An 18,397-nucleotide genomic window follows, 5' to 3' on the forward strand; every position below is an offset into this window, starting at 1 on the left:
ATGCTCTTCCCATCGTCCACCTCCATCGAGGTGGATGTTGAATCAGCACAAAACGCAGCCGTCACATCACAATCGATTCATCGATCACAGGACGTGCTCTAGATCTCCCAGTCTCCACCATCGTGCGGCCTGATCACGAAGATCCAGAGGGAGCGCAGATTTCTGGTGCGTGATCAGCAGTGCCGGAATATTGCGGCCGCGAGCGATCCCGTAGATGAAAGCTGCACGCTGATTGTTCCGCAGTGCCTCCTCGCTATCACCCTCCAAAAAAGCGATGACACCAAACGAGGAAACAACCTGTTCGTAGGCTTCGCTGGCAGTTAGACGGCTGATTTCGGATGAATTAAAGTTCCGGAACTTAATCCGCGCGATATTCTTAAAGGCGCTCGTCGCTCGCAAAGTCGAGTCGGTTGGCACTGGGGGCTGGAGGATGAAGACGGGCTGGTCCTTGTTCTTCGCTAGCTCTGCCCACCGTGTCGTCTCATCCGGCTTTGCAAGTATCTGCTCTAAAACATGGTCATAATTGTATCCGTCGTAGCCCAAGGTGTCCAAAAGGCCGATGGCCCTCACGGGCGCAAAGTCCATATGAGACGATCGGATCAGACGCGTAGGCTTCTGCAATCCGATCGCAAACCCTTCTCTTGGACCGCTGACCCCGACAAAATCATCGCCGCCGTCAAACGCGGGCACCAAGTGTTAGAATCCAACCAATAGTCTAGAAGCGCGCCGGCAGCCTGGGCGGGGGGCTTGGGGTTAGACTGCCGGCGCACGCCACTCATGAAGAGCGGTCCCTTTTTGCGGTTCCGACACCCATAGTCAACCCGGCAGCGTCTGAATGCCCGCTGTGCTCTTTTCAGAGCGGCTCACGATGCCGGCCATGTCGGCCGATCCTGCCTAGGATGGTGGGCCACTCTCGTCGGCCGAGTTGATGCTCCAGCCAGTATCGCCTTGCCGACCAGCATGGGTTCGCCGTTAGCAATCCATCCTCGCGAGCCAATGCTATCGTGCACGTGTCGCAGCACTCCGGGCGGCTATATCGCCTAAGACAGCATGACGAAGCGTTCCAACTTCCTGTTCGGCGAGCCCGTGTGCAGTTCCTGACTCGGACAGTGGACGAGAATTCTCTTGGCGGTACTGCGCCAGAAGGCATTCGCGTCCAACGGAATCAAGCGACGACTATCAGCCGCAAACGTAACATCACAAGAGCGGTCTTCCACCCATTGCAGATTATCCGACTGATCAGGCGGCGTCCGTTGTCCGACTCTGCCTCAAGAATTCCCACAGGTATGGACAGCGATCTCGCTATTGGTCGCAACGTGCTGAGGTTCAAGACTTGATTCATAGTTTCTCGAAGGCGATGACAAGGACATCACGATATGCGAACGGCATTTTCGGATTTTCGGTTACGATCGGTGATACATCATGAAACGTCTTGCGATCGTTGCAAATCACAAAATCAGTTGGAAGGTTCATTTCGACATCGCCGAGGAACCGCTTTGAGGCATCAGTAATCGTGCTCATACCGCCGGTCACGTTAACCCGCCCGATCATGTAAGAAACGATGAAATCCACCCCGTCCTGATGAAGGCCCTCGGGTGCTGGTTTGCCGTTTACACCGTCGCGTGCAACAATCCGGTAGGGATGGAGCTTAATATCCCAACGATCATGTCCAGCGGTTTGACATAGAATTCTGCAGAAACCTGTCAGAATCTTGTTTAAGACAGGATGATCTATAAACGATTGTTCAAAGGGCTCGAAGTAGCGCTTGAAGCCGCCATTCAAGTGGTTGATGGCTTTCGATTGCTCATAAGGGGCATGCGGCAGGAGCCGAAAAATTCCGTCAACTGCGTCATATTCAAACGCGCCATAGCGCCGGTAGCGATAGGTCCCGCCGTCACGCATGTATTCATCGAGAAGCAATCGATTCCAGTGGTCAGCAAAGTTCTTCCAGCCAGCATCAATTTCGATGCCGAAGCCGGCTTCGGTGCGCTTACCTCTGGAAAACCACCATCCATTCGTGACCAGATGATCAGTGCATTCTTGACTGAGGCTGCATAGCGCCTGGGGTGCGACCTTTTTCATGGGTGTCTCCCGTCTTGGTAATTTAGCGAGGGGGAAGTTTTAAAGGACGCTTGGTGGCTCGCGGCTTGGTGTTCCCAAAGGTGGCGGTCCGTAATGTATTTCGGCGTGCTGGCTATGATGGACCGAGGTAAAAAGCGCGTATTATCGACTATGTAGCTGACGCTCCCGCTGACGCCCTCGAGCGCGGACGCTATGGCCCGTTCGCACATCTTGTGAATAGTACTGCCCCATTCACCTGAAACCGCCTCCTGGGACCAGGCTTGCTCTAGCCCTTCCTTCAACACGATTGATCCGACGCCAAGGGAAGCGGTTTCGAGGTGCCGCAGCGCGTCCATGATGATGGCCGCTGCGGGGGCCTCGCGGACTTCGAGAACCTTTTCACCGGTTGAGATGTGTTCGAGCCCGACAAAGCGGCCGTGTCCGAATTTGCCAACTGTTTTATTCAGGAGCGGGATTGTGTCGATCAGTGCAACATCACGGTCATCAATTGACACGAGATTTCCGTCGATAAACCCGAGTTTGATCTCTACCGGCTGCTCTGCGGCAGTGTTGCGCGTCCAATCAAATGCCTCTTCCGGGATAGAAAAGTTCTCGGGATCTTCCAAAGGTCCAGACTCGAATTCCCGGCACCAGAGGTTTTCGTCTCCGCTCCAGGTGCGGTCCGTCACAAAAGTCAGTCCGAACTTAGAGAGGGCGGCGGCCTTCTGCTGCCGGGAAATCACCGAGCATTCATACGGACTGCCGAAGTTGCCGGAAAATCCCGAGCGCTTGATGCTATTGTTAAGGCGCGGAAGACTATTCTGCGAAAGACTTGCTGTATGAAGAAGCAGCCGTGAGCCGATTGATGTTGCATGATCAACAATCAACGAGGCGATTACGGGACGGCTCAAGGAACTGCTTAACGGATAGTTACCAAGGTACTTGGCGTGGGCCCGAATGGCGGGTTTCACGCCTTGTTCGACAAAAGCTTCCCGCCCTTCGAGACAGACAAAGCGCGCGCCGAACCTGGCTGCCGTCTGTTCCAGCAAAGGCTTATCGATGGAAGTTCCGACATCGGCCGCGACAGCTTCAATATTCGAAAAGCCAAGGCTTTGCAGCTTGTAGAGAAGGTAGGTGCTGTCGAGACCGCCGCTGAACATGGTTGCAACTGGTGCGTTTCGGTCCCGAAAAGCCTCCAGATCTTCGAAACTCAAAATGCCGCCGGTAGATGGTTTGATCGAAGTTGAGACGGGGTTCATTTGTCAGGTCCTGCTCTCAAAAAAGATGCCGGAAAAGGTTCCGGCGAGGATGAGGCCGGCACCTATCAAGCCCGTTGCGGTCAAAGATTCTGTCAGGAGAAGGTGCGCGAGGACGAAACCAAAAAAGGGTTCTGTTCCCATCAGCAAGCCAACCCGTGTCGGCGTGGATTTTCTGACCGCGGCGTTTTGAATGTAGAATGCAGCGATCGTGCAGAAGAGTGAAAGGAAGGCGACGGCGCCCCAAAACTGAAGGGGGGCCTTCACAATAAGGCCGTAGATTCCGAATTGACCCACGGCTAAAACGAAAGTGAGTGTTGCCACCGCCGATCCCTGGATGGCCGTCAGTGCCGCAGACGAAATCTGCCGGCCGGCCAGAAGGCGTTTGGTGGAAACGACCATAATTGCTCGCAGAATCGCAGCCCCCAGCACAAGCGCGTCACCCGGACTGAACTTGCCGATCCCGCCAGTGAGAAGGCCGACACCGATGCAGGATATGGCGGCACTTGCCAATATGCCCGGAGGTGGAAGTCGCCCCGATAGCCCATAGTCAATGATCGGCGTGAAAATTACACAAAGCGAAATGATCAAGGCCGTATTCATTGCGCTTGTTGATGCAACACCGTAAGTTTCAGCAATAAAAATTGAAAAAAGTATTGTCCCCAATACGAGGCCACGGATGCAATCGCCCCAAGAGATCGACGCGATCTCATGTCTTGCCACCACTGCCATAAAGATCGTGGTAATCAGGAAACGATAAAGAATGAGGATCAAAACCGGCGCATAGAATAGTGCGCTTTTCGCGACCGGATAGCTCGCGCCCCAAACGAATGCGGCACCCAGTACGGCCAGGTCGGCCGAGAAGGATGAGGTCAGTGACCTCCTCGCAGGTATTGAAGCACGTTCGAAAACGTCCACGTTCAAGTATCCTTTGTGCTAGCCACCCATCCTACTGTGCAGAACGAGTCAAAACAGATTAGGCCGTCCCTATAACGTTGGTATCGCGGAACTGTCCGGCCTTCCGCGAGGCGCTCATCGATGTCCCACCACTGGACTTCATTAAGCGGCGGGACGATCGAGCGGCTTTTTGTCCAGTCGTGGCCCGCGTCGCGAGATTTTGGCGTCCCCACATGCAGTAGGGGGAGTGTTTGGTTACAAGCTCGGCCCATTCCGATTGCAACCGGAGGGCGGATTCGCATGCACAGATCTTGCTGTAGCGACTGCCTGAGGCTGTTCATGGAGGAACTCCTGCAGGTTCGTGCCGTAGGTATTTGTGATTCAGCAAAGCAAATGCCGTGCCAATCCAGAAAACCATTTTTAGACAACACGATCGCTTTGATAGTGCAGTGTTTCATACCCAACATTGTCAGAAGGCCGACAATGAGTCCGACTGCCGGGCATGCAACCGAACGCTGTGATCCTGTTATCCTGACAGGTTTCCCGCTGCAGCCCGGCTTGGCAATTCATCAGGGCCTGTCGCAAATGAAAAGTCGAAGGGCGAGGCGGCTTCCGGCTCGCAGAGCGGCCCGAACGACCTCGGCGCGGTCTCTAAGCCTCGCCCCGATGCAGCTTGGCCTACATACCGACGATCTCGTTGACTACGCGCGCGCGGCACGAGCACCTTGCCGTAGTTGCGGACGCTGTACAGCTTCGTACTTTCTCCGGGCGGTGCGCGCGAACTGAAGGAATGGCTGTTTCGGGAAGCCGACTTGGCAGTGTCGAACGAGGATATTGCCCGTCGCTTCGTGGCCGACTGCCGTCGCACCCGCACGGGTCGGGAGTTCCCCGCCTGGCTCGGGCCGACACCTTCGCAAAACTCGAGGGGCGGCAGCGGATCCTCGGCTTGTCGCGTTGCTCGCCAGGAAACCCGTGCGCTTGGCGAGTGTGGCCATGGCGAACAAGATGGCCCGTGTGGTCTGGGCGATCATGGTACGCGCGAGACCTCAAGCTCGTCATGCCGCGAACCTTGCGGTGTAAGGTTGCGAAGAAGATAAATTTTAGGACAGAGAACAGGCGGGCCGATCGATCGGCTACCAGTAGGTTGTGAGAGCGACGCGATGTGATGGCGAGACTGGTCAGGCCGGGAACAGGGACAACCCGTCGAATGTCCGAGCACCATAGCCTGATAGGCAGATTGAGATCCAGTTCGCCGGTCCCATCAGGGCCAGCAGTCTCGGATGGCTGCATCAACAGGCCGGACAGAAGACTGCACCCGCCCAACGCGCCGTAACGTCCAATTACCTCTTGCATCGCGGGAGCCATCCACAGAGGACGTTTCTCGGAGAAGGCGACGGCGCTGCATGCGGAGTACCACCGACCGGCGGTCTGCCGACCGCCCGCGCTCGTGTCGGTAATGTCGAGGCTTCCTTCAGCGAATAGCGACCAACAGGAGAACTTTGACCGATCGCGGGTGCGAAGCCGCATTGGCATGTGAGCGCCCAAATAGACTGCCAAGCCACGCTCGAGTCAGCGTGCAGATCTTTGCCCAATGGCCCGAGGTGATGGGCTGCCAAACCGTGACTCTCAAGCTCCCCTCCGAAGACTGCACCAGAGGACTACGACCCGCTGCCTTCCTCTTAAACCGTCATCGCTCTGACAACACATTCTGCAATGCTCGGCGGATGTCGATGAGGCGGCTCATCACGCAAAGTAGGTATTCAGCAGGTCGGGAGGAACGAATGAACCCTGATGCTTTCCGCAGCCCAGTTTTCGTTAAGCGTGCAACGTACATCGTGCAAGAGATTGCCAGCCTGGCCGACGCCATCGATTTCCTCAACGAGTGGCCAGGAAACCGCAGAGACTTGATCCACGAAGCCGCCCTCAAGGCGTGCTATGATGCATACGACGAGCGAATACCTGTAAGCGCAGCGCGCAATGCCTTTTTCGGCTTTGCGAAACGGGCCGCTATATTGGAAGATGCAACCTCCGCGATGCAGTGGCTCGCTGCCTGCAAGTCGGGCAGTGGAAAAGTGAAAGTGTAGGCGTACGCGAAATGTGCGAGGCTGGCGCGGGTAGCACGCCAAGGAGGGCACTGTGTCGAGATTTCACAGTTCGCCGAAAGCAAAAGCTTCTCAAAATCAACAGCAAAACGGCAGATCTCGCGCAACCCCCATCATAACCAGACCCACTGCACTCGGTCGCTAGGCTAGTGCCAAGTCCAGCGACGAAGATGCAGCGGAACCATTCGGCTGGCAAAGAAGTGCGACCGAGGCCTGTTGCCGTAGAGGAGGCGGAGAGATGATCGGCTTGAGCAGATTTGAGCGGCCAATGGTTATTAAGGTTAGCCGTCACAGATCGGAGCGTATCGTGTTCGACGTCAATGACGCGGCCGCTATCTTGCTCCGTGATCTTAGTCGTCGACCGAGAAACGGAAGATACCGATGGACGCCTGTCGGCAAGTATTGCGTGGCGAGGCTCATCCACCAGCTGCACGAAGAGCTTTCGTCGCAGCCGCGCTCGAAGCAAAAATCCTGCGCAGTGACTAAAAAATGAAGCCGCGCGATATCGGTTGGCTATGCCCAGGTTCGAGCACGCCGTTCGGCTTCAGCGTCGAGCAGCCGTTCGCCGCGAAGAGGGGCACTGCGATATATTGACGGAAAGGAGAAGGGAGTTCGCGCGGCTTGTGCCCCGGAGCGGGTCTCCACACAGACGGCGCAGCAACTGGCTTCGCAGGATCGGCCTCGGATGATAGGCAGGCCGCTGGTCGCTTCCAGCACGACCCGGCAAAGCCGACGGCGCCGAGGTCGAGTTCTCGATGAAGACTTCGATGAGTCGGACCGGATTGTCCTGCATCACGTAAACGTCTAGGCACTCGGGAAAGAGTGTCGCTTGCCGGCGATCCTCGCCCTCGACAAACCGATTCATCCCATGTCGGCTCTTCTGAGCCTTGTCCACCGAGAGCGGGATTAGCCCGACCGGCCTTGGCCTGCACTGGCCGCAGCTCGATGCCGATGTGGATGTGCCGGCGCTGCTGCAAGGTGTGTTCGGCTCCAAGCGTTGCCAACGTGCCAAGAGAATCGCGGGCTCCCGCTGTTGGCCGGCCTCGTGCCAAAGTTGCTCGATGACATGGGCATGGTCGCAACCAATGCCTCCGCTCGCGCGCGAACACATCCGTGAAAGTTGATGCGATCAGTCAACAAACGTGATAGCGGCGTCCCCGCCTGCACTGATGGGTGCAATAAGCCTTTCAGATTGACGGAGATCAGGGGAATGGGGTTAACCCGACGCTTGGACGAACACGGCGATCGTCCGGCGCTGATCTTTCCCGGCCGCACGCCGATCACCTACCGCGATCTTGCGCTACGTGTCACAGCGGTGGCAGCCGAGTTCGGACCGGAGAAAAAGTTGGTCGCGGTAGCAGCCGAGCCGACGGAACACGCGGTCATCTCCTATCTGGCAGCCATGCACGGCAGGCACGCCGTCGCATTGATCCCGCCCTGCAACGCATCGGCTCTGGACGACTTCGTCGCCGACTATTCGCCCGAAATCATCTGCAGACGGGTAGACGCCCGCTGGCGCTGCCGCGCGGAAGCCGGGAAGTCCTGCATCCCGATCTCGCGGTGCTGCTCGGTACCTCCGGCAGCACCGGCAAGAGCCGGTATGAACAGTTTGCGCGCGGATCTTTCGACAAGTCATTGCTCCACGAGCCGAAACGCTTGTGGAAAAGAAGCGCGGCGCTCGGGAGGACGAATGAAGCGATATTACAAGGTCGTTCGTCCTATTGGCCATCTTGGGCTGGCTGACGTGGCGGCTCTGTGGTCGCATGACAGCAGCCGGCCACTTGGGTGTGTTGGCCGCCGCGACAGCAAATATCGCAGCGGCCGGTCCACCCGCCGAGCAAGTCATATTCTTCCACCATGTAGCTCTTGATCTTCAGCCAACTGCCGTGCCGCCAACCGGCTTCCATGGATGCAGGTCAATTCACGATTTGCTGAAACGCGCTGTTTCCGCCCGGGTGGAGCTAGCCTGTCAGTTTAGTGAAGTCGTGGCGCCGCGCGCGAACATGTGCCAGCAAATTCGTTTCGTTTACGACCCCTGATTGAAAGAGATTCAGCGTGGTCGAGGCCAGAATCTGACCGTCTATCGAAGTGCTGTACCATTTAGCGTCGGCGGTTATCTGGTCGACAACCCGCTGGCAAATCGCCCGATCTTTAGGTCTAAGGAACTGACTTTTCGGCGCTCGTAGCATCTCGACGCCTTTAAAGGGGAGTCACTTGTCTCCCAAGCGACACCCATGCGTGGGTCTCCCGAGAATGGATACTAACGCATCCAGGCCATTCGTTTGAGTGGTACGATGCGGGGCGTTGGCATCGGTGACGTGGTTGCGATCACGGCCGCGGTACGGAGGGGGGTCACCGACGACCGTATCAGTGATACAACGCACTTCCTTAGCGGGCGGCCCAGCAGCTTGGGTTAGGGGGCGGCCGCTGGGCCTGACCAGCGAGCGTTCGGGAATGCTCGACTGGCTGGTTGGTACATTAGACAAATCTAATGTACTTGAACCATGCGAACGAAGTACGCGGCGGTAAGAAAGTGGCTGGCACGATTCACTTACCGCGCGCTTTTGCCTTGGGTTCTGGCGAGCTTTCTGACGGGTTTGCAGCCAATTTTGCAGATCGCCGATCTGTTACCCACAGGGACTTTTTCCTCGCCACCAAATCATCACGATCGCCCTCAGCGGTCGCTCGGCTATGCATCGCAGCTGTGGCGTAGTCGGCTCTGTTGGTTCGATAGTCTTCTTTTTGGACAGTCATCGTTTGCTCCCAGTTTCATAGCCCGTCTTTTTGCCCTGGCGGGGAGATTAACTGCCGGTGCATTACGCGAGTCAATCGATTAAACGACCACCCCGCAGTCGCGAGGGACGGGAAGCAAGCCGACAATTTTAACGTTGGAACGGCTTACAAAGTGCCGACAACACAGCCGCCCTTTCGTCGGGCTGCGTTGATCGCGTTCATGTTGCCCTTCAGCTCGCCGGTCTTGGCTTCACGTGCCTTGATGTCGTGTTGTCGCATCATGCTGCCAACCGGCAACCCAAGCCAAAACACGCCGTCCACGTCACGGCGGGCGGTTCTGTCTTGTACGGCCATTATCGGCGCGAGGTCGGAACTCGTTCGGTAAAGTTCGGCTTCCAACTGGCTGCAGGACTTGCCCGCGTATACGCTGGACGAAACCAGCATGGGCTTGATGTCGGCTGGGCGAGTAGCGCAGCCCGACAAAACGCTGATGGCTACAAACGCACGTAACTTGATTCATGCTTCCCCCCAAAATGCCCGCGGCGAGCAGGCGCTGAGGGCAGGACGAAGTCTATGTGCTTGACGGCATGCGGAATATATTCCTATTCTGCGGGATGCCGCACCCTCGCCGACACGAAGCCGTTTCCGAATATCACCTCGCCAAAATTGAACGACAGGCGTGGCGCCTTGTCTCTGTCGGTCGGGGCGACGCTTTTGGACCTCAAAGTGTCCGCTGCCGACCTCGGCCCGCGGGTTGGTGAACCCGTTGAAATCATCGTTGATCTGATCGCCGCACAAAGCCTTCAGATCATCGGCAGCATCGCGGTGTCATCCGGGGTGGCGCACAACGAGAGCAACACGGTCAATCCGGCAGTGGCGGGCGGGCTGGGCTACATGAGCGTTGGGCTGACCGTCACGCCGACCCAGAACGATGTCACGTTTGGCACGAGCCTGCTGGTTCGGCTCAACATCGCTGCCGGCGTCGGTGCGAATGGCCTGTTCGTGCTCGGCTGGGCTGTCCAGAAGGCCAAGTCACGCCTGACCTACATCGGCGGGGCTCTCCAATCTGCGGCCATGGTGGCGGAGGATGCGCACCCGAAACTTAACATCGACCCGTTCTTCCGCATTGCGGCCAGCGGCGTCACCAACGACTATGCTGGCAACCCCCTGATCGGAGCATCGGCTGGCGGGTTTCCTCCTGTTCTGGTCAACGCGCCGGCAGGCTCGCCCTTCGGCACCAAGGCCATCAAGCTGCCGGCCGGCCACGCTGCACGACATCAAGACGCCCGTAGCCGAAGCAGGGTTGACGGTGGGAGAAACTGTCTGGTGTATCTTCGCCTTCATGGCGGGGAGTGCCCAGTCCATCCAGTTCATCCACTACATTCCGGTGTCGTCCGGGGTGACCCAGACCGTTCAGATAACCAAAACGGTCAATGGCCTGACGTATATTTCGCTGCCCATCGTGGTCACCCAGAACGACGTTACCTACGGCCTTAATCACCAGCTCCGCATCCTTCCGACAGGGGCCTTGGCCGCGGATGCCTACCTTCCCGGCTGGGCCATCCAGAAGGCACCGGGCCGGCTGATCGATAACCATGGCCGGTTTGACAAACTGGCCAAGGACGTTGCCTCCGTGCCGGCCTCGCAGTTCGCCGGCAAGATCGGTGCGCACTTCGGCGACAGCATCATCGAAAGTGTCATCTGGCCGGGCATCACGCCGACCGCCAAGATTGCCCAGCGCACCGGCATGACGATCACCAACTGCGGCGGCGGCGGTACCCGCATGGCCAACCATGCTGCGAACTATGACAAGTTCTCGTTTTACCGGCTGGCCGATGCCATTGCCTCCGGTGATTTTTCCCAACAGATAGCCGCAGCAACGGTCATCGGAGGCACCTTTCCAGCGATTGCAGCGCGCATGGCATCGGTGGATTACAGCCTGCTGGATTACCTGATCCCCTCGTTCGGCACCAACGACTTCACCGGCGCCGGCCCGACGTGCCCCATCGGCACCAATGCGGACATAACCGGGGCGACCTTCAAGGGAGCCATCAACTACGGCATCCAGACGATCATGACCGCCCGGCCGAACCTGAAGCTCATCTTCACGACGCCGATATGGCGGACGCTGGACGGCACTGCGGGAGGAGCCGGAAGCCAGCTGATCGACTACGCCAACGCCATGCTTGAGGTCTGCGCCCTAAACAGGGTGCCAGTGGTCGATCTGTACCGCCGCTTCATCATCAACCAGTTCAACTACGTTCATTGGATGGGTCCTGGAGACGGAACTCACCCCAACAATCTTGGACAGGACCTGATCGGCGGCATGATGGCGGCGGGGCTGTTCGACAACTTCTAAGTTGCGCCTAGACAATCTCGGCGCGGACGAAATGCCATGACGCCGTGTTAATGATCGTGTCCGGGGTGTAGGGATTGGTGAGTTTCACTAGCGTCCCATCAACTTCCGCGACCGTCCAGACGCCAGTTTCGTCGCTCCAGTCGCCCGGAACCGCTACAATCATGGTGATGCGGTAATCTCTTCCGATTTCGAACATTCGGCCCTCCCCAGTTTTTGGTTCGGGGCAGAATGCGCGCGTGCTTGGGTCGGCGCAAGCGTCACTGACCTCGCAGGCGCGGATGGCGTCGACCAGCGCGACAACCGCGCCACGGGCCAGGTGGATGCCATCCTCGACGTGATCTCGAGCAACCTTTTCACGGCGATGGCAAATCTACCCTAGTGGAAGTCAATCTTTTTCGACGGCTGCGCGGTGTGGCTTTTGAGACTGATGAGCGCAGGCGTGTCGATCTTCGACGCTATCCGCCGGGCCAGTTCCCTCGAAAAAGCCGTCAATACTCATCAGGCTCAACGGTGTGCCTGACGAAGTATCCCACCGCAAAGGTACTTTGTCTTGCCTGTACGAAGATCCGTTCATCTCGCAAATGGCGTCGTAAATCGCCTGTGCGATCGACATTTCGGCACGGATACGCTCTGCGTCTTTTTGGCTGTTCATAAGAATTTTTCCCCGAACCACGGTCCCCCTTAGCCGCTTTCATTAGGTGTCGCTAGATCACGCGGATGTGACACGTCGGATAAAATCGATTGATATGGCCGAGGGAGCGCACGCGGTTTTCTTTGGTCTTCGCCGTGTTGAGCGCCGTGCAAGACTCGTGCCGCGTCCATCTTGATCGCAGCGTTGAATGGGCACTATTCGCAATGTATATTGCGCGCATGAGCACTGCAGCTGACAACAATTTTTTGCTGCCGCCCCCGGCTCCAGCGTATCTGCCGGCGCGCGTCATCGGCGACCCGAAAAAGGCGGCGTAGTGGTCAGCCCGCTTCCGGATGCCGAGGTCGCGGACGAAGCGCCAAGCGAGCCCTACCTCACCCCATACGACAATAAACGCGTCGCCATGTATATGTGGCTGCTGGACGCCGCCTATGACGACGAGGATTGGCGCGTGGTTGCCAGGACTGTGCTGCATATCGATCCCGAGAAGGAACCGAAGCGGGCGCACCGAGCCTGGGAAACTCATCTCGCCCGCGCCCGGTGGATTCTCAAGGAAGGGTACAAGTTCCTCCCGAGCCCCACGACTCACTGACGAGTCTGTCCGTTAGGGCCGAAATTGGGGCCGCAAGAAGATGCCGACAAAAGGTTTAATGAAATCAACGGCATCTGGCGGAGGGAGTGACCGTCCGGCTGTTTTTTCGCGCCGACGTCATGCCTTTTCTTCGCACCGGTTAAAGGTTTTGGTTCCCTGGGCCAGGAAACATCGATGGGGCTCGCGGTCACCCAGGTGAAGCCACCGCATCCACCATGCGCATCAAGCGCACCGGTCAGTCGACGCGACAATACACGAGACCCGCCGCGCAGTGCCTCCAGTTCTTTGAGACTGGCACTGATGAAGGCAAGTGCCTCGCCGCGGTTGGGAACCGGTCCCTTCTTCATAGCACGAACCCTGCTGCCACGAATTGACCCCAACTTAATTAAACGCGCTCTCATGGCGTGAAAGTGACTGTCAGCATTGGAGGCGCGGAAATTTCTCCCAATGCAGATGCTCAGGATGTCCTTCGCACTGCCGGACGGTGCCTTTTTGAAGCGAAACAACATGGACGAAATCGTGTTTCGTTCGTCTATGAAGCCGCCATGTTGCGGGTCGTGACGCCCTAACCTACCGCTGGCCCAGCCCTGACGCTGGCAGAGTATCGCGAGAATGGGGCCTGCCTTCCAACCGATTGCGGATGCACCAACAACCCAGCCACGTTCGACGTTTCACAGCCTGGGGCCTATTTTTCAGCTAACCGGCAATTCGTTGGAGTCCGTTCTCCTAAGTGACGCAAAAAGGCCCGCCCCATTGTCTGGAGCAGGCCCTTTGACTTGCGCGGTACTCAGAACCTTGCCGCTTCGCGAAAGATAATAGCGAATGGTAAACATCGACTGAACGTCCGTGCCGCTTCGGTGGCCTTGGGTTAGGTGCGGCCTGTCCTTGTTGCTTGGCGAGATCGGGGCGGCTGATGCCGGCTCAGTGCGACGCGGATTTCGTGCAAACCCCAACAATGCTGCCCCCGCATCGATCACCGCAAGCAGATTGGCCAGCTAAATGTCATCCACTGCAGGGCAAATTCGTTGCTCGCCGGCCGACAAATGCTGGGAGGCACTGCATGCGCGCGCTCGGGGACGTGCGGTGAAAGATTGGCGCCCGGCCGCGATTGATCAAAGTTGGGCCTACGAACCGAGTGTCATCGCTTGCGATCGTAACATTGCTGCGATCCGAATTTACTCTTTGGCTCGCGCCCAAGCTGGACGCTCAAGAATGCCGCGTCTTCGCCGATATCCTGACGCTTCAGCCCGGCGACCGGTGGCGCAGGGAAACCTCACGAACGCGAGCCGGATCGCGAGCCAGATCGAAGATGAGCTTTCCACCTCTGCATGATACCGGAGTCTGGGCCCGTTGGCGCAGGATGGAAGTCGATCCTGATGTACGATGATACACTTCCCGTTCGTCGAGATGGGCGGACTCGAAATGAGGCCGCAGTTCGTCAACGACACCGTTGTCGCTCGGGATTGCCTGCTCGAACAGCAGATGTCCGTAATCGGCCGTCAGGCTTCGAGCTCCTTCGGCTGGTTTTGAGGGCGGCGATGAGTAGCCCCAAAAGAGCCTTCCGCTACCGGAGCAGGAGCGAGAAGTTGTAGCCGGCGGCGGCCAGGACGGCGTCGCCCTGCTGGCGGGCGAGGTAGTTGCGGCCAGCTTCTTTCGCTTCGCGCCACCAACCTTCGACCAAACCGGTGCCGTGACACCCGTTCCGAGAACAGGCGAGCCGCGCGCCGGTCCATATGCCGCGAAGGACAGACGAGCCAACATCCCGAAACTTGCTTACGTCGAACTCGCGGGAGACCGGCACCAGGGGGCCTGACACCAAGTCCTCGAATGCCCTCGATGTGTGTTCAAGATCCTAGGAAGTTCTCTCCTTACCACTGGAGGACAGCTCGTCCAGCCGCATCTGAACAGGAGGCCGGTGCTCAATCAGTGCCGCGCAGGATGTGCCCGATTGACAGGCATCAGGGAAGCCCAGGTCCTTAGTCCACAATGCTGTGACGAGCGCGACAACCGCGGCGGGGTTAGCCAGCTCACAGTTCAAGTCGATGGCTCAACTGTTGCATGGGGAGAGCTCTTACTTCTCATTCGCTCCAAATGCGGACGCGGCGCACGAGCTCGGAAGTTGAGATCCCGTAGCGATCGTGAAGCGTCGGCAGCGCGCCAGCGTCGAGGAACTCGTCGGGCAGGGCGATCTGGCGAAAGACTGGGGTCACTCTCTCGCGCATCAGCAGCGCGGCAACGCCTTCGCCCAGCCCACCGATGATGGTGTGGTTCTCGGTCACTATCATTAGCCGTCCCGGACGGCGCGCCGCGGCAAGTATCGTCTCCGTATCCAGAGGTTTGATCGTCGGAACGTGCAGAACGGCGCAGCCGATCCTGTCGGCTTCAAGCGCCTTCGCCGCCTCCAGCGCGCGCATGGTCATCAGGCCGCTGGAAATGAACAATACGTCCGCGCCCTCGCGCAACAGGCGTGCCTTGCCGATTTGGAATGTGTAATCGTACTCGTCGAGCACGACAGGGACCTTGCCGCGCAAAAGCCGCATGTAGACCGGCCCGTTGTAGTCCGCGATCGCCTCCGTGGCCTGTTCGATGTCGAGCGCGTCGCAAGGGTCGATGATCGTCAGGTTCGGCATCCCGCGGAAGATCGCGATGTCCTCCGTCGCCTGGTGGCTGGGGCCGTAGCCGGTCGTCAGCCCCGGTAAGGCGCAGACGATCTTCACATTGAGTCTCTCCTCGGCGATCGCCATGCAGATGAAATCGTAGGCACGTCGCGATGCGAAGACGGCGTAGGTGGTGGCGAAGGGCGTAAAACCCTCCCGCGCCAAGCCGGCGGCGGCGCTCATCAGCACCTGCTCCGCCATGCCCATCTGATAGAAGCGGTCCGGATGCTCTTGCGCGAAGACATGGAGATCGGTGTATTTCGCGAGGTCCGCCGTCAGTCCAACGATCCCGGGCCGCTGGTGCGCCAATCTGGCCAGTGTGTGCCCGAACGGCGCATTGCGTGTTGGCACGCCATCGGGCGCGATCGAGGCGATCATCGCCGATGTGGTCTTGCGCTCACCGGCGTTGGCGGCGTGGCGCGGCGCGAATTTTGACAGCCTCACTGCGGACGTCCCTTTTCCAAAGCTTCGAGCGCCAGCGCCCATTCATGCGGTTCGACGCGGATGAAATGCGTGATGTCGCGGGTTTCCAGGAACGGCACACCCTTGGCCATGCGGGTATCGCAGACGATCACACGTGGACGAGGCTCCTTCAGCCCGCGCGCCAGGTCGAAGGTCACGCGGACCGCTTCGATGTCGTTGCCGTCGACGCGCTGCGCGTGCCAGCCGAACGCCTCGAACTTGTCTGTCACCGGCTCGGAGGAAAGCATGGCCGTCGATGGACCGTCGGCCTGCTGGTTATTGAAGTCGACGATGGCAATGAGATTGTCGAGCTTGTGGTGGGCCGCCGACATCGCCGCTTCCCAGGTCGAACCCTCGCCGAGTTCGCCGTCGGACAGGAGGTTATAGACGAAACTGTCGCTCTGCTTGCGCCTCAGCCCCATGCACATACCGACAGCGATGCCAAGGCCGTGACCGAGCGAGCCGCCGGTGATCTCTATGCCGGGCGTGTATGCCGCCATGCCGGACATCGGCATGCGGCTATCGTCGCTGCCATAGGTCTCGAGCTCTTCCTCCGGCAGCACGCCCGCTTCGATCAGCGCCGCGTAGAGCGCGATGGCGTAGTGTCCGATCGACAGCAGGAAGCGGTCGCGTCCCTCCCACAGCGTGTCGTCCGGCCGGTAGTGAAGCGCATGGAAATAGGCGACGGCAAGCACGTCGGCGATACCCAGCGCCTGTCCGACGTAACCTTGGCCCTGGACTTGACCCATCCGGACGGCATGTCGGCGGATACGATAGGCTCGTTCGGCCAGGCTGACATTGCTGCCGGCGCGAGGCATCTCAAGATCCGGTGTCCTCTCAGCCATGGATCAGCATCCCACCGTTGACGTCGATCACGGCGCCGGTGATGTAGCTGGCCAGATCGGACGCCAGAAAGAGATAGGCGCCGGCGACGTCGCGTGCGTCGCCCAGCCGGCTGAGCGGGATCCCCTTGATGATGTCGGCGCGCATGGCGTCGGTCAGTTTGCCCCCAGTGATGTCGGTCTGGATCAGGCCCGGTGTGACACAGTTGACGCGGATGCGGTCGGGCCCGAATTCGCGCGCCATGGCCTTGGCAAGCCCCAGAACACCCGCCTTGGCAGCCGAATAGTGCGGGCCACCGAAGATGCCGCCGCCGCGCTGGGCCGAAACCGACGACATGCAGATGATCGAGCCGCCGCCATTTTCGCGCATGTTCGGGATGAATGCCTGACTGAGATAGAGCACGCCGCGTAGGTTGACATCGAGCATGCGGTCCCAGTCAGCCGGGCCGATATCCAGTGTCTTTGCGGGCTGCGTGATCCCGGCAATGTTGCACAGCACGTCGACCTTGCCGAAGGCTTCGGCCACTTCGGCAGCAGCCCTCTTGCACGCATCGAGGTCGGCGACGTTACAGGCGAGGCCAATGTGCTCGGGCCCAAGCGACTCGGCGGCGTCACGGGCCTGTTGCTCATCGAGGTCAAGAATAGCAATGCGCGCGCCTTGCTCCGCCATCAGCGTTGCCGTGGAGCGGCCTATCCCCCGAGGGCTCGCGGCCCCTGAAATCACCACGGCCTTGCCCTTCAGCAACATGTCGAACTCTCCTGCTATTTCTCTTTGCCGGTGATCTAAAGTCGGTAGAACCGGGCAGCGTTGTCATGGAACAGCGCGAGCCGCTCCTCGTGCGGGTGGGCGATCGTAATTTCCTTGAAGGCGTTCAAAATGGCGTCGAGGCTCGAGAACAGCTTGTCGACGGGGAAGTTCGTCGCGAACATCGAGCGGCCGACGCCGAAGGCTGCGATCGCCTCCTCGACATAAGGACGAATCGAGGCCGTGGTCCAAGTCCAGTCGCCCATGCCGAGGCCCGAGATTTTGCAGGCGACGTTCGGCGCTTGCGCCAACTGGTGCATGCCTTTTTTCCAGGCGCCAAAATGCTCGGCGCCGTCGACCTGCATGCCGGTGTGATTGAGAATGATCTGGACGTCGGGAAAGTCGCGCGCGAGTTCGAGGAACTCGCCCATCTGGGGATAGTAGAGCTGCAGGTCGAAGCTCAGCCGTCGCTTCGCCAGCTCCCGGAAACCACGCCGCCATTCGGGTGTCCGGCTCACCTCCGGCCGCGCCTGATAGGTCTTGGCGGCGTCGGCATGGTAGTTCATCGACTGCCGAATGCCGCGGAAGTTCGGATATTCCATGTGGCGGTCGAGGAGCTCGCCAACATCGGGTCTAGACAGGTCGGCATAGCCGACGATGCCGTGGGGAAACCCCCGCTTGTCGGCGATCTCCTGCAGCCAGCGCGTCTCCCCAACCGGATCGCTGGGATCGAACCCCACATCCAGGTGCACCGATTTTACGAGGTTCTGGTTCTTGCCGTCCTCAAGATAGTCCTCGAGAAGGTAACTTTTTCGGATCGCCTCGTAGTCACCGAAGGCTGACGGCTTAACCCCGTCGGTCAGCCACGGATAATAATTGGCCTCCAGATCCCACAAATGATGGTGCGGATCGATGAACGGCAGCTCGGCCACGGTCGGGACTCCTTGCTTGAGGTCTGGAGCCCCCCCGCCCCCCCCCGCGGGCGGTTGGGGGGGGGGGGGTTGGGTGGGGGGGTGAGAGGGTTGTTTAAAAAAAACCCGCC

Annotated in this window: 20 protein-coding genes and 1 pseudogene; 8 read left to right on the forward strand and 13 right to left on the reverse strand. The window is 58.9% G+C overall.

The window, feature by feature from the left end:
* Positions 1–84: 84 nt before the first annotated feature.
* The 4 genes from NKJ84_RS31040 to NKJ84_RS31055 all read right to left on the reverse strand — a co-directional run bounded on the left by NKJ84_RS31040 (position 85) and on the right by NKJ84_RS31055 (position 4,235).
* Entirely contained in the window at positions 85–693 is a 609-nt protein-coding gene (locus NKJ84_RS31040; protein WP_352509697.1) for a hypothetical protein, read from the reverse strand.
* A 645-nt stretch (positions 694–1,338) separates the two neighbouring features.
* The gene (locus tag NKJ84_RS31045) at positions 1,339–2,082 is read right to left on the reverse strand and encodes a 2OG-Fe dioxygenase family protein (protein WP_352509679.1); all 744 of its coding nucleotides are present in this window, start codon (positions 2,080–2,082) and stop codon (positions 1,339–1,341) included.
* Positions 2,079–3,320: an argininosuccinate synthase-related protein gene (locus NKJ84_RS31050; protein WP_352509680.1), complete on the reverse strand. Its 1,242-nt coding sequence runs from the start codon at positions 3,318–3,320 to the stop codon at positions 2,079–2,081. Before NKJ84_RS31050 ends, NKJ84_RS31045 begins: the two co-directional genes overlap by 4 nt.
* 3 nt (positions 3,321–3,323) lie before the next feature.
* Positions 3,324–4,235, reverse strand: a complete 912-nt coding sequence (locus tag NKJ84_RS31055) for a DMT family transporter (RefSeq protein WP_352509681.1) — start codon at positions 4,233–4,235, stop codon at positions 3,324–3,326.
* A gap of 906 nt (positions 4,236–5,141) precedes the next feature.
* Between NKJ84_RS31055 and NKJ84_RS31065 the strand changes: the two are divergent.
* The 5 genes and pseudogenes from NKJ84_RS31065 to NKJ84_RS31085 all read left to right on the forward strand — a co-directional run.
* Positions 5,142–5,294, forward strand: a pseudogene (locus NKJ84_RS31065) (IS110 family transposase); the annotation flags it as partial.
* 701 nt (positions 5,295–5,995) lie between these two features.
* Entirely contained in the window at positions 5,996–6,298 is a 303-nt protein-coding gene (locus NKJ84_RS31070) for a DUF982 domain-containing protein (protein ID WP_352509682.1), read from the forward strand.
* Positions 6,299–6,697: 399 nt separating this feature from the next.
* Entirely contained in the window at positions 6,698–6,802 is a 105-nt protein-coding gene (locus tag NKJ84_RS31075; protein WP_352509683.1) for a DUF982 domain-containing protein, read from the forward strand.
* 401 nt (positions 6,803–7,203) lie between these two features.
* Positions 7,204–7,440 carry a DUF2442 domain-containing protein gene (locus NKJ84_RS31080; protein WP_352509685.1) on the forward strand — a complete coding sequence of 79 codons (237 nt, stop codon included), beginning with the start codon at positions 7,204–7,206 and terminating at the stop codon, positions 7,438–7,440.
* A gap of 104 nt (positions 7,441–7,544) precedes the next feature.
* Positions 7,545–8,186, forward strand: coding sequence for a hypothetical protein (locus tag NKJ84_RS31085; protein ID WP_352509686.1), 642 nt, complete (start codon positions 7,545–7,547; stop codon positions 8,184–8,186).
* Between the two features lie 677 nt (positions 8,187–8,863).
* Here NKJ84_RS31085 and NKJ84_RS31090 read toward each other — a convergent pair.
* Both NKJ84_RS31090 and NKJ84_RS31095 read right to left on the reverse strand, forming a co-directional pair.
* Positions 8,864–9,070 (reverse strand): hypothetical protein, encoded by a 207-nt coding sequence (locus tag NKJ84_RS31090; protein ID WP_352506248.1) that lies wholly within the window; start codon positions 9,068–9,070, stop codon positions 8,864–8,866.
* A gap of 144 nt (positions 9,071–9,214) precedes the next feature.
* Positions 9,215–9,493, reverse strand: a complete 279-nt coding sequence (locus tag NKJ84_RS31095) for a hypothetical protein (RefSeq protein WP_352509687.1) — start codon at positions 9,491–9,493, stop codon at positions 9,215–9,217.
* Positions 9,494–9,622: 129 nt separating this feature from the next.
* Between NKJ84_RS31095 and NKJ84_RS31100 the strand changes: the two genes are divergently transcribed.
* Together NKJ84_RS31100 and NKJ84_RS31105 are read left to right on the forward strand one after the other, a co-directional pair.
* Positions 9,623–10,546, forward strand: coding sequence for a hypothetical protein (locus NKJ84_RS31100; protein WP_352509688.1), 924 nt, complete (start codon positions 9,623–9,625; stop codon positions 10,544–10,546).
* Positions 10,547–10,682: 136 nt separating this feature from the next.
* Entirely contained in the window at positions 10,683–11,408 is a 726-nt protein-coding gene (locus NKJ84_RS31105) for an SGNH/GDSL hydrolase family protein (protein ID WP_352509694.1), read from the forward strand.
* Positions 11,409–11,415: 7 nt separating this feature from the next.
* Here NKJ84_RS31105 and NKJ84_RS31110 read toward each other — a convergent pair whose 3' ends face one another.
* Positions 11,416–11,604 (reverse strand): hypothetical protein, encoded by a 189-nt coding sequence (locus NKJ84_RS31110; protein ID WP_023722438.1) that lies wholly within the window; start codon positions 11,602–11,604, stop codon positions 11,416–11,418.
* 189 nt (positions 11,605–11,793) lie between these two features.
* Positions 11,794–12,060, reverse strand: a complete 267-nt coding sequence (locus NKJ84_RS31115) for a hypothetical protein (RefSeq protein WP_352509689.1) — start codon at positions 12,058–12,060, stop codon at positions 11,794–11,796.
* A gap of 313 nt (positions 12,061–12,373) precedes the next feature.
* On the opposite strand from NKJ84_RS31115, the gene NKJ84_RS31120 reads away from it, so the two are divergent.
* On the forward strand, positions 12,374–12,649 hold the full coding sequence (locus tag NKJ84_RS31120) for a DUF2285 domain-containing protein (protein ID WP_352509690.1): 276 nt from the start codon (positions 12,374–12,376) through the stop codon (positions 12,647–12,649).
* On the opposite strand, the gene NKJ84_RS31125 is transcribed toward NKJ84_RS31120, so the two are convergent.
* From NKJ84_RS31125 to NKJ84_RS31145, 5 genes are all read right to left on the reverse strand, one after another.
* On the reverse strand, positions 12,643–13,158 hold the full coding sequence (locus NKJ84_RS31125) for a hypothetical protein (protein ID WP_352509691.1): 516 nt from the start codon (positions 13,156–13,158) through the stop codon (positions 12,643–12,645). The genes NKJ84_RS31120 and NKJ84_RS31125 overlap by 7 nt on opposite strands.
* A 1,569-nt stretch (positions 13,159–14,727) precedes the next feature.
* A complete protein-coding gene (locus NKJ84_RS31130; protein WP_502904057.1) occupies positions 14,728–15,750 on the reverse strand; it encodes a transketolase family protein in 1,023 nt (340 codons plus the stop codon).
* Positions 15,747–16,586: a transketolase gene (locus tag NKJ84_RS31135; protein WP_502904058.1), complete on the reverse strand. Its 840-nt coding sequence runs from the start codon at positions 16,584–16,586 to the stop codon at positions 15,747–15,749. Before NKJ84_RS31135 ends, NKJ84_RS31130 begins: the two co-directional genes overlap by 4 nt.
* A gap of 19 nt (positions 16,587–16,605) precedes the next feature.
* A complete protein-coding gene (locus tag NKJ84_RS31140; RefSeq protein ID WP_352451781.1) occupies positions 16,606–17,358 on the reverse strand; it encodes an SDR family NAD(P)-dependent oxidoreductase in 753 nt (250 codons plus the stop codon).
* Between the two features lie 35 nt (positions 17,359–17,393).
* Positions 17,394–18,287 carry an amidohydrolase family protein gene (locus tag NKJ84_RS31145; RefSeq protein ID WP_352509696.1) on the reverse strand — a complete coding sequence of 298 codons (894 nt, stop codon included), beginning with the start codon at positions 18,285–18,287 and terminating at the stop codon, positions 17,394–17,396.
* Between the last annotated feature and the right edge of the window lie 110 nt (positions 18,288–18,397).

It is taken from the genome of Mesorhizobium sp. M0048 (genome assembly GCF_040323405.1).
GTDB lineage: Bacteria > Pseudomonadota > Alphaproteobacteria > Rhizobiales > Rhizobiaceae > Mesorhizobium.